The sequence below is a fragment of the Pseudomonas sp. D4-21 genome, assembly GCF_051132125.1.
Classification (GTDB): domain Bacteria; phylum Pseudomonadota; class Gammaproteobacteria; order Pseudomonadales; family Pseudomonadaceae; genus Aquipseudomonas.
This window is the reverse complement of the sequence record NZ_CP071664.1, coordinates 4,680,949-4,704,695: the sequence shown is the minus strand read 5'-3', so window position 1 is coordinate 4,704,695 and position 23,747 is coordinate 4,680,949. Positions and strand designations below refer to the sequence as shown.

The following is a 23,747-nucleotide window of genomic DNA, read 5'->3' as shown; positions in this document are numbered from 1 at the left end:
TTTCAAGTGAACAAGTGGTTGATTCCAGCGGTAACCGCCGTGGCTTTGCTCAGTGGCTGTTCCACCGTACAGCGCGGTTCGATTCCGGTCGTCGACTCCGGTACGGCCGTTTCCAATAGCGAGCGAGTCTCGGCCAACGGTGGTTTCCGTCAGACGACGGTCAAACGGCCAGTACAAGGCCAGGCGCAGGCGATTCCCCAAGGGGACACCGGCGTGGTGGTAATGGTGCCGGGAGGTGGCGCCACCACGTCGGCACCGATCAGCAGCACGCCGATCACGCCGGGCCCGATCACGCCTGGACCTATCGAAACCTCGCCGATCAACCAGGGCAGCTACAGCATGCCATCGACGCCGAGCAGTATCCCATCGGCCAGTTCCGGTGGCTTGTCCGCCGATGAGCAACTGGACGGACCGGTATTGGCCCTGTTGACCACGGCGCAACAGCAGCAGGCGGGAGGGGATCTCAACGGCGCTTCCTCGAGCCTCGAGCGAGCCCAGCGTGTTGCGCCGCGTGAGCCGCAGGTTCTTTATCGTCTGGCCCAGGTACGCATGGCCCAGGGCGATGCGCCGCAAGCCGAACAACTGGCTCGTCGCGGCCTGACATTCTCCAGCGGTCGCCCGGCGCTCCAGGCGAGCCTGTGGGAATTGATCGCCCAGGCTCGCGAGAAGCAAGGCGATTCGGCAGGCGCGGCATTGGCCCGCCAGAAAGCCAAGGTTTCGCTCTGATGGATGTTCGGTTTCCCAAGATTGCCGATCAGCTACTGCTGATCGAGCGAGAGCTGCGGGTCCAGGGCTGGTGGAGTGATGTTTCGCCTTCGGCCGAGGCGCTGGCCAGTGTCGAGCCGTTCGCCGTCGACACCCTGGATTTCGAGCAGTGGCTGCAATGGATCTTTCTTCCGCGCATGAAAGCCATCCTGGAAAACGACCTGCCGCTGCCCAACGCCTCGGGTATTCTGGCCATGGCTGAAATGGTCTATGCCCAACGGCCAGGGCAGGGGACCGAGTTGCAGCGACTGCTGGCACAATTCGACCAGCTGATCGCCGCCGTCAGCTGACGGTACTCACTGGCAGTTCTCGTCGATCTGCGCACGGGTTTCATCGATGCGCTGGCGCCGCTCTTCGTCGGTAAGCCGGCGCATTTCGCCTTCCACCTCTTCCCGTACCCTAGGGTTGTTCTGCAGCTGCGCCAGGTTTGTCCGTGCCTGTTCGCAAAACGCCTTGAGTTGAGCTTCCTGTTCAGCAACCTGCTGTTTTACCTGCTGATCGATGGTTTTCTGGTCGCCAATGACTCCTCCTGAAGCTGGCGCCGCAGGTTTGGGGGCGGGCGTCGTGGATTTGCCCACGGTGGTCGCTTGGACGCCCTCGGGCGGCTGGGCGCCGAAATGGGTCACGCCTTGGGCATCGACCCACTTGAAGATCTGGCCGGCCATGCTCATTGGGCTCAGGCCCACCAACAGGCTGGCCGTCAATAACATCATTCGCATGCTGTTTCCTTGTCCTGGGTTGCGCAATCGAAGCTAACAGAGTAGCCGTTTAAAGGTTTTTTCTTGCGTTCTCATGTGCTTACTTCAATAAAGCACATTGACGACTTGACTTGCAGAGGGCGAAACAGAAGAATCCAAAGTCCGCTGTAGAGGGACTGCCAGAAGCAGACCCACTCGGCAGATCATGAGGCGCACATCCGCGCCGACCTGTTACACCCGCAACGCGTTACCTCGCGCTGGGTGGGAAAGGCCCGCAACACTTGGGACGATCCCAATACTTGCTCAGTCAGTGCTGACGTAGTCGGCGACCACCGTCGCTCATGCTCTGCCGAGAAGTAAACCTATTAAGACCCGTCCCTTTCCCATGGGTCGGTATTCTGGCGTTTTAGAGGTGAACAACGTGGAGCTTTTATCTGGCGGTGAGATGCTCGTCCGCTTCTTGCGTGACGAAGGCGTCAAATATATCTACGGGTACCCCGGTGGTGCTCTTCTTCATGTCTATGATGCCCTGTTCAAAGAACCGGAAGTGACCCACATCCTGGTTCGCCACGAACAAGCGGCCACCCACATGGCTGACGGCTATGCCCGCGCCACCGGCAAGGCCGGCGTGGTTCTGGTGACATCCGGCCCCGGCGCCACGAACGCCATTACCGGTATCGCCACGGCCTATATGGACTCGATTCCAATGGTGATCATCTCCGGCCAGGTGCCCAGCTCCATGGTCGGCACCGATGCGTTCCAGGAAACCGACATGATCGGTATCTCCCGGCCGATCGTGAAGCACAGCTTCATGATCAAGCACGCTTCGGAAATCCCGGAGGTCATGAAAAAGGCGTTCTACCTGGCCGAGTCCGGTCGTCCTGGCCCTGTCGTGGTCGACGTACCAAAAGACATGACCAACCCGGCCGAGAAGTTCGAATACATTTATCCGAAGAAAGCCAAGCTGCGCTCCTACAGCCCGGCCGTGCGCGGTCACTCGGGACAAATCCGCAAGGCTGCCGAAATGCTGCTGGCGGCCAAGCGTCCAGTGCTCTATTCCGGCGGTGGCGTGATCCTCGGCGGTGGTTCTGAGCCCCTGACCGAACTGGCCAAGATGCTCAACCTGCCTGTTACAAATACGCTGATGGGGCTCGGCGCCTACCCAGGTACCGACCGCCAGTTCATCGGCATGCTCGGCATGCACGGCAGCTACACCGCCAACCTGGCGATGCACCATGCCGATGTGATCCTGGCCGTGGGCGCGCGCTTCGACGACCGTGTCATCAACGGTCCGGCGAAGTTCTGTCCGAACGCCAAGATCATCCACATCGATATCGATCCGGCGTCCATCTCCAAGACCATCAAGGCAGACGTGCCGATTGTGGGTCCTGTCGAGAGCGTGCTGACCGAGATGGTCGCGATCCTCAAGGAAATTGGCGAGGCTCCTAACAAAGATGCCGTGGCCAGTTGGTGGAAGCAGGTCGATGAATGGCGTGGCGATCGGGGCCTGTTCCCGTACGACAAGGGCGACGGCAGCGTAATCAAGCCGCAGACCGTCATCGAGACGTTGTGCGAAGTGACCAACGGCGACGCCTTCGTGACGTCGGACGTGGGCCAGCACCAGATGTTCGCGGCGCAGTACTACAAGTTCAACAAACCCAACCGCTGGATCAACTCCGGCGGCCTCGGCACCATGGGCTTCGGATTCCCGGCGGCCATGGGCGTCAAGTTGAGCTTCCCGGACAACGATGTTGCCTGTGTGACCGGTGAAGGCAGCATCCAGATGAATATCCAGGAGCTGTCGACCTGCCTGCAATACGGTCTGCCGGTGAAAATCGTCAACCTGAACAACGGTGTACTGGGCATGGTTCGCCAGTGGCAGGACATGAGCTACGGCAGCCGTCACTCGCACTCCTACATGGAGTCGTTGCCGGATTTCGTCAAGCTGGTCGAGGCCTATGGTCACGTCGGCATCCGCATCGCTGACCTGAAGGACTTGAAGTCCGGGCTCGAAGAAGCCTTCGCCATGAAGGATCGACTGGTGTTCCTGGACATCCAGGTCGACACCAGCGAGCACGTCTACCCGATGCAGATCAAAGACGGCTCCATGCGCGATATGTGGCTGAGCAAGACGGAGCGTACCTAATCATGCGACACATTATTTCCTTGCTTCTGGAAAACGAACCGGGTGCTCTGTCTCGCGTAGTGGGCCTGTTCTCACAGCGCAACTACAACATCGAAAGCCTGACCGTGGCACCAACGGAGGATCCGACCTTGTCGCGTCTGACGCTGACCACCGTGGGCCACGATGAAGTCATCGAGCAGATCACCAAGAACCTGAACAAGCTGATCGAGGTGGTCAAGCTGGTGGACCTGTCGGAAAGCGCTCACATCGAACGCGAACTGATGTTGGTCAAGGTCAAGGCCACCGGTGCCCAGCGCGCCGAGATCAAACGCACTACCGATATTTATCGTGGGCAGATCGTCGATGTCAGCGCCAGCGTCTATACCGTTCAGTTGACCGGTACCAGCGACAAGCTCGACAGCTTCATTCAATCGATCGGCACTGCCTCGATTCTGGAAACCGTACGCAGTGGCGTCACCGGGATTGCCCGTGGCGACAAAGTACTGAGCATCTAAACCAAATTAGCGAATGGCCGGAACGGCCGGATATAGGGGAAATTCATGAAAGTTTTCTACGATAAAGATTGCGACCTGTCGATCATCCAGGGCAAGAAAGTCGCCATCATCGGCTACGGTTCTCAAGGTCACGCCCAGGCGTGCAACCTGAAAGACTCCGGCGTTGACGTGACCGTGGGCCTGCGCAAAGGCTCGGCCACTGTTGCCAAGGCCGAGGCCCATGGCTTGAAAGTCACCGACGTGGCTTCCGCCGTAGCCGCTGCCGACCTGGTCATGATCCTGACCCCGGACGAGTTCCAATCGTCGCTGTACAAGAACGAAATCGAGCCGAACATCAAGAAAGGCGCCACCCTGGCCTTCTCCCACGGCTTCGCGATCCACTATAACCAGGTTGTGCCACGCGCCGACCTCGACGTGATCATGATCGCGCCGAAGGCACCGGGCCACACCGTACGCTCCGAGTTCGTCAAGGGCGGCGGTATCCCTGACCTGATCGCGATTTACCAGGATGCGTCCGGCAACGCCAAGAACGTGGCCCTGTCCTACGCTGCCGGTGTTGGTGGCGGTCGTACCGGCATCATCGAAACCACCTTCAAGGACGAGACTGAAACCGACCTGTTCGGCGAGCAAGCCGTTCTGTGCGGTGGTACCGTTGAGCTGGTGAAAGCCGGTTTCGAAACCTTGGTTGAAGCAGGCTACGCGCCTGAAATGGCCTACTTCGAATGCCTGCACGAACTGAAGCTGATCGTTGACCTCATGTACGAAGGCGGTATTGCCAACATGAACTACTCGATCTCCAACAACGCCGAGTACGGCGAGTACGTGACCGGTCCGGAAGTCATCAACGCCGAGTCCCGTCAGGCCATGCGCAATGCCCTGAAACGTATTCAGGACGGCGAATACGCCAAGATGTTCATCAGCGAAGGTGCTACCGGCTATCCTTCGATGACCGCCAAGCGTCGTAACAACGCCGCTCATGGTATCGAGATCATCGGCGAGCAACTGCGCTCCATGATGCCGTGGATCGGTGCCAACAAGATCGTCGACAAAGCCAAGAACTGAGTCGCGAGCTTGATCGAAAAAAAACGCGGCCCAGGCCGCGTTTTTTCGTTTGGGCGTCGGCTTCTGGTATAAAGCTGCATCGTTTGGGGTCGAACCGTCGCCCCGGGCACCTGTCGAATTTTTCACACCGTTGCAAGGTACTGTCCATGAGCGAACGTCCCGACGAGCCGAACCAGGCTCCTGACGCCGAAAGCCTGTTGCCTATCGACGAGCATGTCGAAGAGGGGCATGACGCGGAAGGCCGTAAGGTCCGGCATCGTGGCATCTATCTGCTGCCGAACCTGTTTACCACCGCGAACCTGTTCGCCGGTTTCTATTCCATCATCAGCTCCATGAGTGCCCAGGCGGCATTAAGTGCGGGTGACAGCGCTGGGGCGAGTCGCTACTTCGCTTTTGCCGCGATTGCGATTTTCGTCGCCATGGTGCTCGATGGCCTGGATGGGCGCGTGGCCCGCATGACCAACACCCAGAGTGCATTCGGTGCCGAATACGATTCTCTGTCCGACATGGTTGCGTTCGGTGTCGCCCCTGCGTTGCTGGCATTCGGCTGGGCACTGGGTGACATGGGCAAGGTCGGCTGGATGGTTGCCTTCATCTATGTAGCCGGTGCCGCGTTACGTCTGGCGCGTTTCAATACCCAGGTCGGCACTGCGGACAAGCGCTACTTCATTGGTCTCGCCAGTCCTGCGGCTGCTGGGGTCGTGGCGGGGGTGGTCTGGGCGTTCAGCGACTACGGGATCCAGGGCTCGAAGATGTCGTTCCTGGTCGCATTGTTGGTCGCGGCGGCCGGAATGCTGATGGTCAGCAACATCAAGTACAACAGCTTCAAGGAGCTGGACCTGAAGGGCCGTGTGCCGTTCGTGGCCATCCTGGCCGTAGTACTGGTGTTTGCGGTGGTGTTCAGCGATCCGCCACGTATCCTGCTGCTGGTCTTCCTCGCCTATGCCGCTTCCGGTCCGGTGCAATATTTGTTGCGTCTTCGCCGCCGCTAAATGTTGCCTTAATCTAATTTCCCCCATACTCCGCAGTCTATTGGTGCATCTCCCCCCAATGCTGCGGAGTCGTCATGCTGATCAAGATCCCCAAGTCGTCCGATTGTCATGAGTCGGACGTCACGCCCGAATCCCTTTATCTATCCCGTCGCCAGATGCTGGGGGCCGCCGTGGCTGGCGTCGCCATAAGCAGTCTGCCGCGCTGGGCCGGCGCCGCTGATGTGGCGCGTTATCCCAATGTGGAGCCTGGAAACGCGCCGTCCTGGTTTGCCGATAAGCTGCCTGCTACCCAATGGGATGCGGTGACCGCCAAGGGGGAGGCAATCACACCCTTCAAGGATGCAACCCACTACAACAACTTTTATGAGTTCGGCACTGACAAAGGCGATCCGGCAGCCAATGCGGGATCGTTGAAAACCGAGCCCTGGACCGTGGTGGTGGATGGCGAGGTGGGCAAGCCGGGGCGCTATGGACTGGAAGATTTCATGAAGCCTTATCAGCTCGAAGAGCGTATCTACCGTTTGCGCTGCGTCGAGGCTTGGTCAATGGTCATCCCTTGGATTGGTTTCCCCATATCCGCGTTACTCAAGCAAGTCGAGCCGACGTCCAAGGCCAAATACATTCGTTTTGAAACCTTGCAGGACCCCAAGACCATGCCAGGCCAGCGTTCAGGTTTTGCATTGATCGACTGGCCCTACGTGGAAGGTTTGCGGTTGGATGAAGCGATGAACCCGCTGGCCATCCTGGCGGTTGGCATGTACGGAAGGGAGCTGCCTAACCAGAATGGCGCTCCTTTACGGTTGGTGGTGCCGTGGAAGTATGGCTTCAAGAGCGTCAAGTCCATCGTGCGCATCAGCCTGGTGGGTGAGCAGCCCAAGACCACTTGGCAAAGCATAGCCTCCGATGAGTACGGCTTTTATGCGAACGTGAATCCCACCGTCGATCATCCCCGTTGGACCCAGGCGCGAGAGCGTCGTTTGCCAAGCGGTCTGTTGAGCCCCAATGTGCGCGATACCTTGATGTTTAACGGATACCAGGAGGAAGTAGCTTCTTTATATGCAGGGATGGATCTGAGGAAAGACTACTGATGCGTTTCCTGGCATGGCGGATAGGCGTTTTCGTCGCAGCGGCGATATGGCCATTGCTTTGGCTTTACGAAGCGTTGATGAATTCGTTGGGACCGGATCCAGGCAAGGTGCTGGTGGATCGACTCGGGTTGGGAACCCTGGTACTGCTATTGATCACATTGAGCATGACGCCGCTGCAGAAGCTGACCGGCTGGGCTGGGTGGATTGCCGTAAGACGACAGTTGGGGTTGTGGTGCTTTGCTTACGTCGTGTTGCATTTGGGTGGATATGCGGCGTTCATCCTGGGGTTCGATTGGTCGCAGTTAGGCGTCGAGCTGAGCAAACGGCCCTACATCATCGTTGGAGCGCTCGGCTTTCTTGGCCTGCTGGCCTTGGCAGTTACGTCCAATCGTTATAGTCAAAGGCGACTTGGAGCCCGCTGGAAAAAGCTGCATCGGCTGGCCTACCTGATCCTCGGGCTTGGGTTGCTGCATATGTTGTGGATCGTGCGAGCGGATCTCAAGGAGTGGTCGATATATGCCTTTATAGGCGGCGTATTGTTGTTGCTGAGGATTGGGCCGGTTGCGCGGCGGATCCCTCGTTTAATCGGCAAGAAGATCCCGTCGGTAATAAAAACGAAATAAAGGGTTGACGGCAAATTCTGGATGTCTATAATTCGCCCCACTTCCGGCGCAGTCGAAACGGAAAACTCCTTGAGTTTCAACGAGTTAACCAGGTTTCGGTAAGTGCTTCGCTTCAGTTCATCGAGGCGCGGAAGGAGTGGGTAGGCCGGTTTGTTGGGCGCTATCGACGGTTCGATCTTCTCGGTCGAAAGCGGTAAAAAAGAGGTGTTGACAGCAGCGAGTAACGCTGTAGAATTCGCCTCCCGCTAACGAGAGATCGAAAGCGCAAGTGGTTGAAGTTGTTAAGGATTTCCAAGCGAAACTTTGAAAACTTCTTAAAATAACCGCTTGACAGATACACGGGGCGCTGTAGAATGCGCGCCTCGGTTGAGACGAAAGGCTCAACCCACCGCTCTTTAACAACTGAATCAAGCAATTCGTGTGGGTGCTTGTGGAGTCAGACTGCTAGTCAACAGATTATCAGCATCACAAGTTACTCCGCGAGAAATCAAAGATGTAACCAACGATTGCTGAGCCAAGTTTAGGGTTTTCTCAAAACCCAAAGATGTTTGAACTGAAGAGTTTGATCATGGCTCAGATTGAACGCTGGCGGCAGGCCTAACACATGCAAGTCGAGCGGCAGCACGGGTACTTGTACCTGGTGGCGAGCGGCGGACGGGTGAGTAATGCCTAGGAATCTGCCTGGTAGTGGGGGATAACGCTCGGAAACGGACGCTAATACCGCATACGTCCTACGGGAGAAAGCAGGGGACCTTCGGGCCTTGCGCTATCAGATGAGCCTAGGTCGGATTAGCTAGTTGGTGAGGTAATGGCTCACCAAGGCGACGATCCGTAACTGGTCTGAGAGGATGATCAGTCACACTGGAACTGAGACACGGTCCAGACTCCTACGGGAGGCAGCAGTGGGGAATATTGGACAATGGGCGAAAGCCTGATCCAGCCATGCCGCGTGTGTGAAGAAGGTCTTCGGATTGTAAAGCACTTTAAGTTGGGAGGAAGGGCATTAACCTAATACGTTAGTGTTTTGACGTTACCGACAGAATAAGCACCGGCTAACTCTGTGCCAGCAGCCGCGGTAATACAGAGGGTGCAAGCGTTAATCGGAATTACTGGGCGTAAAGCGCGCGTAGGTGGTTCGTTAAGTTGGATGTGAAATCCCCGGGCTCAACCTGGGAACTGCATTCAAAACTGTCGAGCTAGAGTATGGTAGAGGGTGGTGGAATTTCCTGTGTAGCGGTGAAATGCGTAGATATAGGAAGGAACACCAGTGGCGAAGGCGACCACCTGGACTGATACTGACACTGAGGTGCGAAAGCGTGGGGAGCAAACAGGATTAGATACCCTGGTAGTCCACGCCGTAAACGATGTCAACTAGCCGTTGGGAGCCTTGAGCTCTTAGTGGCGCAGCTAACGCATTAAGTTGACCGCCTGGGGAGTACGGCCGCAAGGTTAAAACTCAAATGAATTGACGGGGGCCCGCACAAGCGGTGGAGCATGTGGTTTAATTCGAAGCAACGCGAAGAACCTTACCAGGCCTTGACATCCAATGAACTTTCCAGAGATGGATTGGTGCCTTCGGGAGCATTGAGACAGGTGCTGCATGGCTGTCGTCAGCTCGTGTCGTGAGATGTTGGGTTAAGTCCCGTAACGAGCGCAACCCTTGTCCTTAGTTACCAGCACGTTATGGTGGGCACTCTAAGGAGACTGCCGGTGACAAACCGGAGGAAGGTGGGGATGACGTCAAGTCATCATGGCCCTTACGGCCTGGGCTACACACGTGCTACAATGGTCGGTACAGAGGGTTGCCAAGCCGCGAGGTGGAGCTAATCCCACAAAACCGATCGTAGTCCGGATCGCAGTCTGCAACTCGACTGCGTGAAGTCGGAATCGCTAGTAATCGCGAATCAGAATGTCGCGGTGAATACGTTCCCGGGCCTTGTACACACCGCCCGTCACACCATGGGAGTGGGTTGCACCAGAAGTAGCTAGTCTAACCTTCGGGAGGACGGTTACCACGGTGTGATTCATGACTGGGGTGAAGTCGTAACAAGGTAGCCGTAGGGGAACCTGCGGCTGGATCACCTCCTTAATCGACGACAGCAGCGGCTCCATGAGCTCCCACACGAATTGCTTGATTCATTGAAGAAGACGATTGGGTCTGTAGCTCAGTTGGTTAGAGCGCACCCCTGATAAGGGTGAGGTCGGCAGTTCGAATCTGCCCAGACCCACCAATTTCATGGTGTACCCTGTAGCGATACGGGGCCATAGCTCAGCTGGGAGAGCGCCTGCCTTGCACGCAGGAGGTCAGCGGTTCGATCCCGCTTGGCTCCACCATTACAGATTGGTTCCAACGTTTAAAGCTTAGAAATGAGCATTCCATCCGCGGGATGATGAATGTTGATTTCTAGTCTTTTGATTAGATCGTTCTTTAAAAATTTGGGTATGTGATAGAAAGATAGACTGAACGTTGCTTTCACTGGTAACGGATCAGGCTAAGGTAAAATTTGTGAGTGGCTCTTAGAGCCAGATCGAATTTTCGGCGAATGTCGTCTTCACAGTATAACCAGATTGCTTGGGGTTATATGGTCAAGTGAAGAAGCGCATACGGTGGATGCCTTGGCAGTCAGAGGCGATGAAAGACGTGGTAGCCTGCGAAAAGCTTCGGGGAGTCGGCAAACAGACTGTGATCCGGAGATGTCTGAATGGGGGAACCCAGCCATCATAAGATGGTTATCTTGTACTGAATACATAGGTGCAAGAAGCGAACCAGGGGAACTGAAACATCTAAGTACCCTGAGGAAAAGAAATCAACCGAGATTCCCTTAGTAGTGGCGAGCGAACGGGGACTAGCCCTTAAGCTTCTTTGATTTTAGCGGAACGCTCTGGAAAGTGCGGCCATAGTGGGTGATAGCCCTGTACGCGAAAGGATCTTAGAAGTGAAATCGAGTAGGACGGAGCACGAGAAACTCTGTCTGAATATGGGGGGACCATCCTCCAAGGCTAAATACTACTGACTGACCGATAGTGAACTAGTACCGTGAGGGAAAGGCGAAAAGAACCCCGGAGAGGGGAGTGAAATAGATCCTGAAACCGTATGCGTACAAGCAGTGGGAGCCCACTTTGTTGGGTGACTGCGTACCTTTTGTATAATGGGTCAGCGACTTATTTTCAGTGGCGAGCTTAACCGAATAGGGGAGGCGTAGCGAAAGCGAGTCTTAATAGGGCGTCTAGTCGCTGGGAATAGACCCGAAACCGGGCGATCTATCCATGGGCAGGTTGAAGGTTAGGTAACACTGACTGGAGGACCGAACCGACTACCGTTGAAAAGTTAGCGGATGACCTGTGGATCGGAGTGAAAGGCTAATCAAGCTCGGAGATAGCTGGTTCTCCTCGAAAGCTATTTAGGTAGCGCCTCATGTATCACTGTAGGGGGTAGAGCACTGTTTCGGCTAGGGGGTCATCCCGACTTACCAAACCGATGCAAACTCCGAATACCTACAAGTGCCGAGCATGGGAGACACACGGCGGGTGCTAACGTCCGTCGTGAAAAGGGAAACAACCCAGACCGTCAGCTAAGGTCCCAAAGTTATGGTTAAGTGGGAAACGATGTGGGAAGGCTTAGACAGCTAGGAGGTTGGCTTAGAAGCAGCCACCCTTTAAAGAAAGCGTAATAGCTCACTAGTCGAGTCGGCCTGCGCGGAAGATGTAACGGGGCTCAAACCATACACCGAAGCTACGGGTATCACGTAAGTGATGCGGTAGAGGAGCGTTCTGTAAGCCTGTGAAGGTGAGTTGAGAAGCTTGCTGGAGGTATCAGAAGTGCGAATGCTGACATGAGTAACGACAATGGGTGTGAAAAACACCCACGCCGAAAGACCAAGGTTTCCTGCGCAACGTTAATCGACGCAGGGTTAGTCGGTCCCTAAGGCGAGGCTGAAAAGCGTAGTCGATGGAAAACAGGTTAATATTCCTGTACTTCTGGTTATTGCGATGGAGGGACGGAGAAGGCTAGGCCAGCTTGGCGTTGGTTGTCCAAGTTTAAGGTGGTAGGCTGAGATCTTAGGTAAATCCGGGATCTTAAGGCCGAGAGCTGATGACGAGTTACCCTTTGGGTGACGAAGTGGTTGATGCCATGCTTCCAAGAAAAGCTTCTAAGCTTCAGGTAACCAGGAACCGTACCCCAAACCGACACAGGTGGTTGGGTAGAGAATACCAAGGCGCTTGAGAGAACTCGGGTGAAGGAACTAGGCAAAATGGCACCGTAACTTCGGGAGAAGGTGCGCCGGTGAGGGTGAAGCACTTGCTGCGTAAGCCCACGCCGGTCGAAGATACCAGGCCGCTGCGACTGTTTATTAAAAACACAGCACTCTGCAAACACGAAAGTGGACGTATAGGGTGTGACGCCTGCCCGGTGCCGGAAGGTTAATTGATGGGGTTAGCTAACGCGAAGCTCTTGATCGAAGCCCCGGTAAACGGCGGCCGTAACTATAACGGTCCTAAGGTAGCGAAATTCCTTGTCGGGTAAGTTCCGACCTGCACGAATGGCGTAACGATGGCGGCGCTGTCTCCACCCGAGACTCAGTGAAATTGAAATCGCTGTGAAGATGCAGTGTATCCGCGGCTAGACGGAAAGACCCCGTGAACCTTTACTATAGCTTTGCACTGGACTTTGAATTTGCTTGTGTAGGATAGGTGGGAGGCTTTGAAGCGTGGACGCCAGTCTGCGTGGAGCCATCCTTGAAATACCACCCTGGCAACTTTGAGGTTCTAACTCAGGTCCGTTATCCGGATCGAGGACAGTGTATGGTGGGTAGTTTGACTGGGGCGGTCTCCTCCTAAAGAGTAACGGAGGAGTACGAAGGTGCGCTCAGACCGGTCGGAAATCGGTCGTAGAGTATAAAGGCAAAAGCGCGCTTGACTGCGAGACAGACACGTCGAGCAGGTACGAAAGTAGGTCTTAGTGATCCGGTGGTTCTGTATGGAAGGGCCATCGCTCAACGGATAAAAGGTACTCCGGGGATAACAGGCTGATACCGCCCAAGAGTTCATATCGACGGCGGTGTTTGGCACCTCGATGTCGGCTCATCACATCCTGGGGCTGAAGCCGGTCCCAAGGGTATGGCTGTTCGCCATTTAAAGTGGTACGCGAGCTGGGTTTAGAACGTCGTGAGACAGTTCGGTCCCTATCTGCCGTGGACGTTTGAGATTTGAGAGGGGCTGCTCCTAGTACGAGAGGACCGGAGTGGACGAACCTCTGGTGTTCCGGTTGTCACGCCAGTGGCATTGCCGGGTAGCTATGTTCGGAAAAGATAACCGCTGAAAGCATCTAAGCGGGAAACTTGCCTCAAGATGAGATCTCACTGGAGCCTTGAGCTCCCTGAAGGGCCGTCGAAGACTACGACGTTGATAGGCAGGGTGTGTAAGCGCTGTGAGGCGTTGAGCTAACCTGTACTAATTGCCCGTGAGGCTTGACCATATAACACCCAAGCAATTTGTAGACTCGAAAGAGGCCAGATTGCGGTGTTGTGAAGACGAAACGAACCGAAAGTTCGAGATGCTCACAAGCAACACGCTATCACATACCCATTCGCTGGAACGTGACCGCAAGGCACGCGCTGGCTACCGAATTTCTTGACGACCATAGAGCATTGGAACCACCTGATCCCATCCCGAACTCAGAAGTGAAACGATGCATCGCCGATGGTAGTGTGGGGTTTCCCCATGTGAGAGTAGGTCATCGTCAAGATTAAATTCCGAAACCCCTATCTGCTGATGCAGGTAGGGGTTTTGTTTTTGCTCGTCATAAAAATCCGCGACGGCTCATGTTAAATTTGCACAGTTATTTTTGAGCCGCAGCACTAGAATAGCCGCACCTTAGTTGAGCCCAGAGCTGTTTATGCCCGATCCGTCAGACATTGATAGGTTGTCAGATCTACCCCTGGACGATCTGGTAGCGTGTCATGAGTGTGACCTGTTGATGCGCAAGCCTCAGTTGGCCGATGGCGAGAAAGCCGAATGCCCGCGCTGTGGATACGAGCTCTACGCCCACCGGCACAATGTGATTGATCGCAGCCTTGCCCTGGTTGTCGCCGCTCTGCTGTTGTATGTACCCGCGAACTTTTTACCCATCATGCAGCTCAATCTGCTCGGACAATCCGCCCAAGACACCGTCTGGAGTGGCGTGGTCGGTCTGTTCGGCACCGGAATGCAAGGTGTATCGGTGGTGGTATTTCTATGCAGCATGGGCATTCCGTTGCTCAAGTTGCTTTGCCAATTGGCTGTACTGCTGACCATCCGCTGGAACGTTGGAAGAAGTTACGGCTTGTTGTGGTATCGCATTTATCATCATCTAAGGGATTGGGGGATGCTCGAGGTTTATCTCATGGGCGTACTGGTTGCCATCGTCAAACTTGCGGACATGGCGGCGATTACCGTGGGGTTGGGCCTGGTGTGCTTTATCAGCTTGTTACTGGTTCAGGTCTGGCTGGAAGTGGTGATGTCACCGCACCAGATCTGGCACGCGTTGTCAGGGGAAGACGTCCATGCGAGCAATTGATGCGGGCATTTTGGTTTGCACTGAATGTCATGAATTGAATCGGCAGGACGACGCCGCCCAGAAGCAAGTCTGCACTCGTTGTGGCGCTCGTATTCACCCTCGGCGTCCCAACAGCTTGATGCGGACCTGGGCACTGCTGATCACGGCAGCGATTATCTATATCCCTGCCAACGTACTGCCAATCATGACCATCAACTCGCTCGGCCAGGGCGCGCCCAGCACCATCATGGCGGGTGTTATCGAGCTGGTTCAACACGGCATGATTCCCATTGCAGCGGTGGTATTCATTGCCAGTATCGTAGTCCCCACCTTCAAGTTGGTCGGTATCGCATTGCTGCTGTTTTCCGTGCAACGTCACCAACCCATGTCGGCGCGCCAGCGCATCCTGATGTATCGCTTCATTGAGTTTATCGGCCGCTGGTCGATGCTGGATATTTTTGTAATCGCCATTCTGGTGGCGGTGGTGAATTTCGGCCGGCTTGCCAGTGTCGAAGCCGGTCTTGGCGCCATCGCGTTTGCCAGCGTGGTGATCCTTACAATGATTGCCGCAGTAACCTTCGATCCCCGACTGATTTGGGATAACACGGAGTCGGATGACGACCATGACTGATTTGCCTACTGCTAAAACCCGACCGGCTTCAAATTGGTCGGCCATCTGGGTCCTGCCGTTGATTGCCTTGATTATTGGCGGCTGGCTTGGCTGGCGTGCTTATAACGAGACCGGTATTGAGATCAACGTGCGTTTTGAAAGCGGTGAGGGCATCCAGGTCAACAAGACAGAGGTCGTCTACAAAGGCATGACGGTCGGTAAGGTGAAGGACCTCACGCTTGATGATGAAGGAAATTCGAAGGGGGTCATTGCGACCATCGAGATGAACAAGGAAGTCGAGCAATATCTCAAGACCGGCACACGTTTCTGGCTGGTCAAACCAAGTGTGAGCCTGGCAGGGATTACCGGGTTGGAGACGTTGGTTTCCGGTAATTACGTCGCCATCAGCCCGGGGGAAGGCGAGTCGACTCGCAAGTTCAAGGCCTTGGCCGAAGAGCCCCCGCTGTCTGACGCCAAGCCTGGCCTGCACTTGACGATCAAGGCCGATCGACTGGGGTCTCTGGACCGTGGCAGTCCGGTTTTCTACAAACAGATCCAAGTTGGCCAGGTGAAAAGTTACTCACTGTCCGAAGATCAACGCGCAGTAGAGATCAAGGTCTTTATCGAGCCGACTTATGCCAGCCTGGTCCGCAAGCACACGCGCTTCTGGAATGCCAGCGGCATTAGCATCGATGCCAATTTGTCAGGCGTCAAAGTACGCAGCGAGTCGCTGGCCAGTATCGTGGCAGGCGGCATCGCGTTTGCTACTCCGGAAAACCGCAAGGACAGCCCTCCGACGGATCCAAGCCTGCCATTTCGCCTGTATGAAGATTTCGAGGCAGCCGCCGCCGGGATTCGCGTCAAGGTCAAGCTCAGTGATTTCGAGGGATTGCAGGCTGGCCGTACGCCAGTGATGTACAAGGGCATCCAGGTCGGCAGCCTGAAGACGTTGAAAGTCGATCCGGACCTGTCCAGCGCCAGCGCCGAGTTGACGCTCGATCCGTTGGCGGAAGATTACCTGGTCGCCGGCGCTCAGTTCTGGGTCGTCAAACCATCGATTTCCCTGGCGGGCATCACGGGCCTGGAGGCGTTGGTGAAGGGTAACTACATCGCCGTGCGCCCTGGCGACAAAGGCGGAGCGCCGCAGCGCGAGTTCGAGGCCAGGGCGAAGGCGCCGCCGTTGGACCTTCGTTCACCCGGGCTGCATCTGGTCTTGCTGACCGAAAATCTCGGGTCGCTGGAGGTCGGTAGCCCGATCCTCTACAAGCAGGTCAAGGTCGGATCGGTGCAGAGCTACCAGTTTTCCCGCAAGAAGAAGCAACTGATCATCGGAGTGCATATCGAGAAGGAATACGAAGGGCTCGTCAACGGCTCCACGCGGTTCTGGAATGCCAGTGGCGTTACCCTCACGGGCGGCTTGACCGGCGGGATACAGGTCAAGAGCGAGTCCCTGCAAAGCTTGATGGCCGGGGGGATCGCTTTCGAAACTCCTGAGCCGAACGTGCCGCTGAAACGGCGCATCCCCCGGTTCCGTTTGCACGAAGATCGTGAAACCGCGCAGCAACGAGGCACTGTCGTGACGATCAAGGTCGATCGTGCCGACGGTTTGCGCAGCGGCACGCCGATCCGGTTCAAGGGGTTGGATGTGGGCAAGATCGAGGACGTCGACCTGAGCGCCGATATGCAGTCGGTGCTGGTTACCGCACGTATCACCGAAGTGCCCGAGCGTATCGCCCGCACAGGGACTCAGTTCTGGGTGGTCAAGCCTGAATTGGGACTGATGAAGACATCGAATCTGGAAACCCTGGTGACCGGCCAGTACATCGAAGTGCAGCCCGCGACGAAGAACCTGGGGCCGCAGAAAAACTTCGTGGCCTTGGCCGAACCACCCGAAAGTGTTGTTCCCGAAGCTGGCTTGAGCCTGGTGTTGAGTGCCGCCCGACGTGGTTCGTTGAAGATTGGCGTGCCGGTGACCTACCGCGAAGTGACCGTGGGTAAAGTCACGGGCTACGAGTTGGGCCAGACGGCGGACCGGGTGCTGATTCACATCCTGATCGAGCCTAAATACGCGCCACTGGTGCGCAGCGGTACACGTTTCTGGAACAGCAGCGGCTTCGGCCTGGACTTCGGCCTGTTCAAGGGCGCGACGGTGCGAACCGAGTCGCTTGAAACCTTGATCCAGGGCGGTATCGCATTCGCAACGCCAGACGGCGAGCGGATGGGCAACCCGGCACGCCCGGAGCAAACCTTCCCGCTGTTCGACAAGTTTGAAGATGAATGGCTGACCTGGGCGCCGAAGATCAGTCTCGCCAAGTAAGCTTATCGGATGCAACACCCGTGGCGAGGGAGCAAACTCCCTCGCCACTGAGTATGCGATAACAAAAAAGGCCGCGATCCATTGGATCGCGGCCTTTTCACATCCAGATGATCACCTCAAACCGAATCCAGCTCCGGTTCATCGGCCTGGACGTTTATCGTGGCCTTCACGGCATCATGGCGACGAATGTATTTCCAGTCCGCCTCATCGATGTAGATGCCGTTCGGGCCGCTGCCGCCCTCCAGGTCGATGGCGACACTGGCGCAGACCTGTGGCTTCACGCTCGCCAGGATCGGCACGAAGCCCAATTGCAGACTGGTTTCCAGCAGTGCGGCCTGGTTCTTCTCGTCGATGTCCGCCGCTTCGTCCAGGTAGTACGGCAGGCGCACGCGGCCGGCCTGTTCACGGTCCATCAGGTGCAGCAACAAGTACATGTTGGTCAGCGCCTTGATGGTCATGGTAGTGCCGTTGGACGCCGCGCCGTCGATGTCGGTGTGGATCACCGGCTGGCCATTGACCTTGGTGATCTCGAATGCCAGTTCGAACAGGTCCTTGAGGCCGAGCTGGTTGTGGTTCGCCGCCACCAGTCGTGCCAGGTACTCCTTGGCTTCTTCGTTCTTGTTGTCCTGCTCGGCGCTCTGGCTGAGGTCGAACACCGACAGCGTCTCGCCTTCCTCGTACTGGCCGGCGCTGTGGATGATCTGGTCGATGTGCTTGAGTGCTTCCTTGTTCGGCGCCAGGACGATACGGAAGCTCTGCAGGTTGGACACCTGACGCTTGTTGATCTCGCGGTTGAACAGCGCCAGTTGATGCTCGAGGCTGTCATAGTCGCTGCGGATGTTGCGCAGGGTTCGGGCAATGTCTGTGACGGCCGCGCGGCGCGCCTTGCCCAGGGTCAGGGCCTCGTCGGTGCGGTGGGCATAGGCGTTGATCAGCAGTTGCAGGCGCCGCTCCATGTCGTCTTCGCTGTCGAACTTGGCTACGCCCTTGAGGCGTACCTGGGCATACAAGGCCTCGATCTGACCGTCAACCCGCAGCAGCCCTTGCCAGCTGTCCTGGTAGTCGTTGAGCAGTGGCAGCAGGTTGTCCATGGAATCGTCGACCGGGTCCATGAATGGCGTACCGAACGGCAGGTCCGCCGGCAGCAACTGGCGACGGCGCAGGGCGTCGTCGAGGGTGCGCTGCTTGGCTTCCATGTCGGCGATCTGCCGGCCCACCAGTTGCAACTTGGCGGACAACTGCTGGACGCGCTCGGTGAAGGCATCGCTGGAGCGCTTGAGCTCATCCTGGGCGGCTTCCATCTGCGCCAGTTGCTCGAGCTTCTCGCCCTCTTCGGCACTCAAGGTCTGGGTGCGACGGAAGTCTTCCAGGGCTTTCTGTGCATCCAGCACTTGTTGGTACAGCGCCTCGGTCTGGGTCTTGCTTGCGGCGCGGTCGGCGGCCACGGCTTGCTGGGTCTTGAGCTGCTTGAGTTCTTTTTCCAGACGCTCTTTCTGATCCCGCAGCGCGGCACGGTCGGCCAGGGCTTGCAGGGCCGGCGGCTCGATGTGGGACAGGTCGATGGACAGGCCCGGCACTTCGAACCGCTCGCCCTTGAACCCGTCGAGGATCAGCTCCATGGACTTGACCCACTCGCCGTTCTCATCCAGCGCGATGCCATGTTCGCCCAACGGCAGGCTGAACAGGGCGCTGTTGAACAAGCGCATCAGGCGTTCCACGTCCTGCTGGGAGAACTCTTCGCGCAGGCGGGCGTAGCTGTTGTTGTCGGCGTGGTCGAGTTGCTGCTTGACCGACTTGAGGCGTTTTTCCAGGTCCCGCAGGCGCTCTTCCAGGTCTTCGGCGCTGAATTGACGGGACTGGGCCAGGGCGCCGGCCAGTTCGTCGTGAGCGTCCTTGGCGGCGAGCAGTTGCTGCTCCAGGACCTTGGCGTCATCCACCAGGGCAAAGCGATGCTTGAGCACCGACAGCTCGCCTAGCCAACGCTGGATGCCGCTGATTTCCCGCTCCAGGCGCATCAGCTCCTGAGTGCCGCCGCGTTGGTCGTTCTGCAGCGAATCCTGCTCGTTGCGGTAATGCTCGGCTTGGATGGTCAGCTCTTCCTTGCGTGCACTGGCGTAATCCGACCAGGTGCCCAGCAGCGAGTCGAGCAGCGGCGAGAGCCGATGCAGTTTGCCCCGCAGGACATCGCGCTGCTTCACGCCATTGGCCAAGGCTTCCACCAGCGGACCGGCCGCCACGAGTGAGTTGTAGTCCTGCTCCATGCGTCGTACGTCGCGGAAGGCTTCTTCGCACGCCGCGATGTAGTCCACGCTGCCGGAGCGCAGGCTGTGCTCGAACGCATCGAGGAAAAGTTGTTTGAGCTTGGCCGCGGTGATTTCACGCATGTGCAGCAGGTTGATGAACAACGCGCGGAAGGTCTTGAGGCTTTGCTCGCTGGTGGAGCGAAGCGGAATCAGCGTCAGGTCCAGCGGAATCGAAGTGTGGCCGCCCACCAGCAGGCGACGCAGTTCATCCGGCTTGAGTTCGTAGGCTTTCAGGCCCTCGCGCTCCAGGTTGGTGAACAGTTCTTTCTGCCGCAGGCAGGTGTCGTTTTTCTGGTAATGAGCCAGGTCCAGTTTGCCGGCATAGGCAAAGAACTGGTGGCCGAAACCGCCGCCAGGGCCGCGACCTACCACGCCAATCACGTGTGGGCCGTGGGGCAGGGCGACTTCCACCAGAATGTAGCTGGTGTCGGAGGCAAAGTAGAAGCGCCGGGATTGTTCCAGGCTGTACTTGCCGAAACTCATGTCCGACATGCGCGCCAGGATCGGAAACTGAAGGGCGTTGATCGAGGCGGATTTACCCAGGTTGTTCGCGCCGTACACCGACAGCGGTTCCTCCAGGGGGAACAGGCCGAGGCTGTAGCCGGCGGTGTTCAAAAGGGCAAAGCGGCGGATGCCGTAGCGTTCCTTGCTCATGCGTCGGTCTCCTGTTCTTCGGCAATGGCGCGGGCCAGTGCGTCTTCTTCGCTTTCTTCTTCACCGTCGAATTCACTGAGGTCCAGCGGGTCATCGGTCTGAAGCAGTTTTTCGTCGCTGTCTTCGTCGATCAGCACCGGCGCTGGCAGCGGCAACACGCTGTGCAGGCTGGCGGCCAGGTCGCGGTCCTGCTGGACCGACAGGCAGACGTCGAGGAAGCGATGCATTGGCGGCAGGAAGCGGTACACGCCGTTCTCTTCGCTGGCGAAACCCAGTTGGGTCATGCGGCGCATGATTTTTTCTTCCAACTCTTCCTGGGTCTGCACTTCGGCCTGGATGAACAGGTCGCGGTATTTCTCCAGCAGCGAAGGCAGCTCATCACGGCCCAGGCTGCCACCGTCGAGCACGGCGATCGGGTCGCGGCCCTGGTCGGCCAGGTGCTCGACGAGGATGAAGGTAAACAGGGCCAGGCGCTGGGCGGTCTTGTTCACTGCCGCGGCGGCCAGGTCTGGCACGAAGTAATAGAACCCGCGGGTATCGCACACCAGCTCGAAGCCCAGGGCCTTGAACAGCGTGCGGTATTGATCCTGGAAGTTCGATAATTGGGCGTACAGCTCCGGGTCGCGGCGGCTGACGTGATTACCCTTGAACAGCTCGCGGAAGATCGGCGCCAGCTGGGACAGTTCGGATAGATCAAGATGCATGGGGGATGCTCGCAGAATCCTCGGCGGCGGTGTCGCCGGCCGAGAGCAGGGCGAAGGAGCGCAGGCTGACCTGATGCTCGTGAGTATGGTAGTCGCGGCGTTCCAGACGCTCGCGCTTGAAGCGTTTTTCCCGCGACAGGCGCGAGAACCAGTACAGCAATTCGTCGGTGGCGCCGTCCGGTTCCTGCTCCAGCAGCCACGTCATCAGGTCCGGCATCGGCAGGGCATCTTCGCAACGCTCGACCATCTCGCGCACGGTGCGTGGCGCACGCGGCGCATCGCCGCCCTTGTGGGCCTTGTGAGACTTGGGGAACCGCGCCGGTTTTGGTTCGAAGCGGGCCAGTGCATACACGTAGGCTTCGACCTGGCTGGCGCTGCCCAGGAAGGTGCTTTGCGGTCGGGTGAACAGCGGCATCGCCGCTTGCGGCACGGCATCGAGACCTTTACGGCGAATGGCGGCCAGGGCCAGGGCTGCGCCACGAGTCACGGCGTTGTGGCGGCGGGCCTCTTCGCGCAGCGGCAGCAGCAGCTCACGCGCATGGCGCAGGGTCAGCTGGGCGCTGGTCTGCATCTCCAGGATTCGCGCGTGAGTGCGCAGCAGCATGTCGTCGTCCACCAGGTGACCGAGGCGCTGCTGTTCGGTGAGCATGCGCAGCAATACATTCTCGACCTTGCGCACACCTTGCTCGAACGCGCCGTCGGCGTTCACCAACTGGATCATCGGCTCGACGTATTCGTCCCAGGTCGCCAGCACTTCGGCGTAGCGCTGGCGCAGCGGGATCTGCCGGTCGCTGGTCTTGGCCCGTTCGGCGACGGCGACCAGCGCCTGTTCGTCGTTGGCGAGCTTCTTGAGAACGTCGCGCACGCGCATGTCCAGTAGGCGCAACTGGCGGGCGAGGTCGTTGCCGTCGCGCACATCGAAGGCGTCCTGGATATAGCCGGCCAGACGCTCGAGGTGGCGCAGGTAGGCTTCGATTTCCAGGCACAGGCCCAAGCGGTGTTCGCGGCGCAGGTAGGCGAGGAAATCGTGGATCTGGGCGTTGAGCTCGAAGCGGTTCGGGCTTTTCGCGACCGGTACGAGGATGTCCAGGCGGATCCACACGTCCAGCAGATGGGTGATGTCCTGGGGCGTGCTGTCCAATTGTTGGGCGGCCAGCTGTGAACGCAATTCGTTGAGGCTCAGGGTGCCCTGGTCGAAATGCTCACACAAAGGTTCCAGCAATGCCCAGTGTTCAGCGAGGGCGCGCAAGACGCGCTTGGGTTCGATCATCGCAATGGCCGTCGGGTTGGCAATTAAAAGCGGCGATTGTACTGCATCGGGCCGGTTGCGATTCACCCCCGAGACGGACTGTCGTCGCGTATTGATCAACTAATCCACCGACAGGGAAGCGGTCCGCGCCGAAGGGCGGTAGAATCGCTGCCACTTTCAGTTATCCCCAAGTGGCCGACCTTTGCTTATCGAGTCCCGTCGCCGCGCTTATCTGACCGCCATGCAGGTGGTCAATTGGCTGCCGCGTACCGAATTGCCCTTTGCCGCGCCATCGCGGCCTGAGCTGTTGGAAACGCCGGAGCCGGTGGAAATCGCGCCGCCTCACGCAGCGCCCGTAGCCAAGGCTGCCGCCGAACCGGTTGCGCCTGCCGCTGAACGGCCGAAAATCGAAGTCCCGCGTCCGAGCTTGGCCTCGACCCGTACGAATGCCAAACCGGTAGAAGAGGCCGACGTAGCGCCGGCCCCGATCAAGGTCGCCCATGTGCCGCCGCCGCGCTTCGCCCTGCAATTGCTGCGGGCCGGCCGTTGCCTGTTGCTGGTGGAGTTACCCACAGGCGAGCCGTTCCAAAGCCGCGATCCCGCTTACCTGTTGCTCAAGGACATGCTGCGCGCCGCTGGCCTGCCGGACAGCCCGCAGATCATTGGCGAACCGGTGCGCTGGCCGTTGTTGTCGCGGGGCACGATGGACCAGGGGCCCGAGGCGGCTCGGGATTTCGTCCAGGGATTCGTCTCGGCGCGGCTCGAAGACGAACCGTGTGTGTGCTTGTGGCTGGTTGGCCTGCCCGCGGTGAAATTCGCTGGCGAGGCGGACTTCGACGCGTTCTACCGTGAATTGCAGGTCGAAGGCCTGGGCTCTGCCTGGGCGTTGCCGGGGCTTGAATCGTTAATGGAAACGCCACAGCGCAAGGCTGAAGTCTGGCAAGCCATGCGCCGGCTGATGGCGCGCTGGAAAGAATCGAATGAGTGACGCTGTATCGTTCCGCCCGATGACCGAGGCGGACCTCGACGCTGTGCTGAAGATTGAATACGCGGCCTATAGCCACCCGTGGACCCGCGGGATATTTCTTGATGGGCTGGGCAAATACCAGATCTGGCTGATGTTCGAAGGCCAGCAGCAAGTCGGCCATGGGGTGGTGCAGATCATCCTGGATGAGGCGCACCTGCTTAACATCACCGTCAAACCGGAAAACCAAGGGCGGGGCTTAGGCCTGCGGCTGTTGGAACACCTCATGTCGATTGCCTACAAGGCCGAGGCGCGTGAGTGCTTCCTGGAAGTGCGCGACAGCAATCGCACGGCGTTCCGACTGTATGAGCGCTATGGCTTCAACGAGGTTGGGCGGCGCCGCGACTATTACCCTGCCGTGGGTGGGCGCGAGGATGCGGTGGTCATGGCGTGTACGCTGGTGGATTGAATCGACTGGTCTGCGGTCATCGCGAGCAGGCCCGCTCCCACAGGGCCAATGGCGTTCCCAGAACCTGAGAGCAC

General features: G+C 57.9%; 17 protein-coding genes, 2 tRNA genes and 3 rRNA genes. 18 read left to right on the top strand and 4 right to left on the bottom strand.

Features of this window, described 5'->3' with window-relative positions:
- Nucleotides 1–6: 6 nt before the first annotated feature.
- Both J3Q04_RS21150 and J3Q04_RS21145 read left to right on the top strand, forming a co-directional pair.
- Nucleotides 7–726: a tetratricopeptide repeat protein gene (locus J3Q04_RS21150; RefSeq protein ID WP_420767592.1), complete on the top strand. Its 720-nt coding sequence runs from the start codon at nt 7–9 to the stop codon at nt 724–726.
- Nucleotides 726–1,055 (top strand): YqcC family protein, encoded by a 330-nt coding sequence (locus J3Q04_RS21145; protein WP_420767591.1) that lies wholly within the window; start codon nt 726–728, stop codon nt 1,053–1,055. The genes J3Q04_RS21150 and J3Q04_RS21145 overlap by 1 nt, the downstream gene beginning before the upstream one ends.
- Nucleotides 1,056–1,061: 6 nt before the next feature.
- On the opposite strand, the gene J3Q04_RS21140 is transcribed toward J3Q04_RS21145, so the two are convergent.
- Nucleotides 1,062–1,484 carry a DUF4124 domain-containing protein gene (locus J3Q04_RS21140; RefSeq protein ID WP_434609543.1) on the bottom strand — a complete coding sequence of 141 codons (423 nt, stop codon included), beginning with the start codon at nt 1,482–1,484 and terminating at the stop codon, nt 1,062–1,064.
- A gap of 400 nt (nt 1,485–1,884) precedes the next feature.
- Here J3Q04_RS21140 and J3Q04_RS21135 point away from each other — a divergent pair, with 400 nt between their 5' ends.
- The 14 genes from J3Q04_RS21135 (at nt 1,885) to J3Q04_RS21070 (ending at nt 17,330) form a co-directional block, all read left to right on the top strand.
- Complete coding sequence (locus J3Q04_RS21135) at nt 1,885–3,609, top strand: acetolactate synthase 3 large subunit (RefSeq protein WP_434609545.1); 1,725 nt, start codon at nt 1,885–1,887, stop codon at nt 3,607–3,609.
- Between the two features lie 2 nt (nt 3,610–3,611).
- Complete coding sequence (gene ilvN / locus J3Q04_RS21130) at nt 3,612–4,103, top strand: acetolactate synthase small subunit (protein WP_003176102.1); 492 nt, start codon at nt 3,612–3,614, stop codon at nt 4,101–4,103.
- A gap of 45 nt (nt 4,104–4,148) precedes the next feature.
- Nucleotides 4,149–5,165 carry a ketol-acid reductoisomerase gene (ilvC, locus tag J3Q04_RS21125; protein WP_003228216.1) on the top strand — a complete coding sequence of 339 codons (1,017 nt, stop codon included), beginning with the start codon at nt 4,149–4,151 and terminating at the stop codon, nt 5,163–5,165.
- 146 nt (nt 5,166–5,311) lie between these two features.
- Nucleotides 5,312–6,157, top strand: coding sequence for a CDP-diacylglycerol--serine O-phosphatidyltransferase (gene pssA, locus J3Q04_RS21120; RefSeq protein WP_420767588.1), 846 nt, complete (start codon nt 5,312–5,314; stop codon nt 6,155–6,157).
- Nucleotides 6,158–6,231: 74 nt separating this feature from the next.
- Complete coding sequence (gene msrP, locus J3Q04_RS21115; protein ID WP_434562290.1) at nt 6,232–7,245, top strand: protein-methionine-sulfoxide reductase catalytic subunit MsrP; 1,014 nt, start codon at nt 6,232–6,234, stop codon at nt 7,243–7,245.
- Nucleotides 7,245–7,868: a protein-methionine-sulfoxide reductase heme-binding subunit MsrQ gene (gene msrQ, locus J3Q04_RS21110; RefSeq protein WP_434609548.1), complete on the top strand. Its 624-nt coding sequence runs from the start codon at nt 7,245–7,247 to the stop codon at nt 7,866–7,868. Before msrP ends, msrQ begins: the two co-directional genes overlap by 1 nt.
- Before the next feature lie 550 nt (nt 7,869–8,418).
- A 16S ribosomal RNA gene (locus J3Q04_RS21105) occupies nt 8,419–9,957 on the top strand.
- Between the two features lie 65 nt (nt 9,958–10,022).
- A tRNA-Ile gene (locus J3Q04_RS21100) sits at nt 10,023–10,099 on the top strand.
- 27 nt (nt 10,100–10,126) lie between these two features.
- A tRNA-Ala gene (locus tag J3Q04_RS21095) sits at nt 10,127–10,202 on the top strand.
- Nucleotides 10,203–10,452: 250 nt separating this feature from the next.
- Nucleotides 10,453–13,344, top strand: a 23S ribosomal RNA gene (locus J3Q04_RS21090).
- Between the two features lie 154 nt (nt 13,345–13,498).
- Nucleotides 13,499–13,614, top strand: a 5S ribosomal RNA gene (gene rrf / locus J3Q04_RS21085).
- Together the 16S, 23S and 5S rRNA genes with 2 tRNA genes alongside form the textbook arrangement of a ribosomal RNA operon.
- A 150-nt stretch (nt 13,615–13,764) precedes the next feature.
- On the top strand, nt 13,765–14,424 hold the full coding sequence (locus tag J3Q04_RS21080; protein WP_434609550.1) for a paraquat-inducible protein A: 660 nt from the start codon (nt 13,765–13,767) through the stop codon (nt 14,422–14,424).
- Nucleotides 14,411–15,034, top strand: coding sequence for a paraquat-inducible protein A (locus J3Q04_RS21075; RefSeq protein WP_434562296.1), 624 nt, complete (start codon nt 14,411–14,413; stop codon nt 15,032–15,034). Before J3Q04_RS21080 ends, J3Q04_RS21075 begins: the two co-directional genes overlap by 14 nt.
- A complete protein-coding gene (locus J3Q04_RS21070) occupies nt 15,027–17,330 on the top strand; it encodes an MlaD family protein (RefSeq protein ID WP_434562298.1) in 2,304 nt (767 codons plus the stop codon). The genes J3Q04_RS21075 and J3Q04_RS21070 overlap by 8 nt, the downstream gene beginning before the upstream one ends.
- A gap of 116 nt (nt 17,331–17,446) precedes the next feature.
- Here the strand turns inward: J3Q04_RS21070 and mksF are convergent, their stop codons facing one another.
- Genes mksF through mksB form a run of 3 tightly spaced genes read right to left on the bottom strand, consistent with a single transcriptional unit; the run spans nt 17,447 to nt 22,261 of the window.
- Nucleotides 17,447–20,287 (bottom strand): Mks condensin complex protein MksF, encoded by a 2,841-nt coding sequence (gene mksF / locus J3Q04_RS21065; protein WP_434609553.1) that lies wholly within the window; start codon nt 20,285–20,287, stop codon nt 17,447–17,449.
- A complete protein-coding gene (gene mksE, locus J3Q04_RS21060) occupies nt 20,284–20,991 on the bottom strand; it encodes an Mks condensin complex protein MksE (protein WP_434609556.1) in 708 nt (235 codons plus the stop codon). The genes mksF and mksE overlap by 4 nt, the downstream gene beginning before the upstream one ends.
- The gene (gene mksB, locus J3Q04_RS21055; RefSeq protein ID WP_434609559.1) at nt 20,981–22,261 is read right to left on the bottom strand and encodes an Mks condensin complex protein MksB; all 1,281 of its coding nucleotides are present in this window, start codon (nt 22,259–22,261) and stop codon (nt 20,981–20,983) included. The genes mksE and mksB overlap by 11 nt, the downstream gene beginning before the upstream one ends.
- Before the next feature lie 181 nt (nt 22,262–22,442).
- Here mksB and J3Q04_RS21050 point away from each other — a divergent pair, with 181 nt between their 5' ends.
- Both J3Q04_RS21050 and rimI read left to right on the top strand, forming a co-directional pair.
- Nucleotides 22,443–23,228, top strand: coding sequence for an energy transducer TonB (locus J3Q04_RS21050; RefSeq protein WP_434609561.1), 786 nt, complete (start codon nt 22,443–22,445; stop codon nt 23,226–23,228).
- Entirely contained in the window at nt 23,221–23,673 is a 453-nt protein-coding gene (gene rimI / locus J3Q04_RS21045; protein WP_047229376.1) for a ribosomal protein S18-alanine N-acetyltransferase, read from the top strand. The genes J3Q04_RS21050 and rimI overlap by 8 nt, the downstream gene beginning before the upstream one ends.
- Nucleotides 23,674–23,747: the final 74 nt, after the last annotated feature.

Coding starts and splice junctions, on each gene's coding strand:
- J3Q04_RS21080 (WP_434609550.1), top strand. CDS start 13,765: ATGCCCGATCCGTCAGACATTGATAGGTTGTCAGATCTACCCCTGGAC.
- mksF (WP_434609553.1), bottom strand. CDS start 20,287: ATGAGCAAGGAACGCTACGGCATCCGCCGCTTTGCCCTTTTGAACACC.
- mksE (WP_434609556.1), bottom strand. CDS start 20,991: ATGCATCTTGATCTATCCGAACTGTCCCAGCTGGCGCCGATCTTCCGC.
- pssA (WP_420767588.1), top strand. CDS start 5,312: ATGAGCGAACGTCCCGACGAGCCGAACCAGGCTCCTGACGCCGAAAGC.
- J3Q04_RS21075 (WP_434562296.1), top strand. CDS start 14,411: ATGCGAGCAATTGATGCGGGCATTTTGGTTTGCACTGAATGTCATGAA.
- ilvC (WP_003228216.1), top strand. CDS start 4,149: ATGAAAGTTTTCTACGATAAAGATTGCGACCTGTCGATCATCCAGGGC.
- J3Q04_RS21140 (WP_434609543.1), bottom strand. CDS start 1,484: ATGCGAATGATGTTATTGACGGCCAGCCTGTTGGTGGGCCTGAGCCCA.
- msrP (WP_434562290.1), top strand. CDS start 6,232: ATGCTGATCAAGATCCCCAAGTCGTCCGATTGTCATGAGTCGGACGTC.
- mksB (WP_434609559.1), bottom strand. CDS start 22,261: ATGATCGAACCCAAGCGCGTCTTGCGCGCCCTCGCTGAACACTGGGCA.
- rimI (WP_047229376.1), top strand. CDS start 23,221: ATGAGTGACGCTGTATCGTTCCGCCCGATGACCGAGGCGGACCTCGAC.
- J3Q04_RS21145 (WP_420767591.1), top strand. CDS start 726: ATGGATGTTCGGTTTCCCAAGATTGCCGATCAGCTACTGCTGATCGAG.
- J3Q04_RS21070 (WP_434562298.1), top strand. CDS start 15,027: ATGACTGATTTGCCTACTGCTAAAACCCGACCGGCTTCAAATTGGTCG.
- ilvN (WP_003176102.1), top strand. CDS start 3,612: ATGCGACACATTATTTCCTTGCTTCTGGAAAACGAACCGGGTGCTCTG.
- msrQ (WP_434609548.1), top strand. CDS start 7,245: ATGCGTTTCCTGGCATGGCGGATAGGCGTTTTCGTCGCAGCGGCGATA.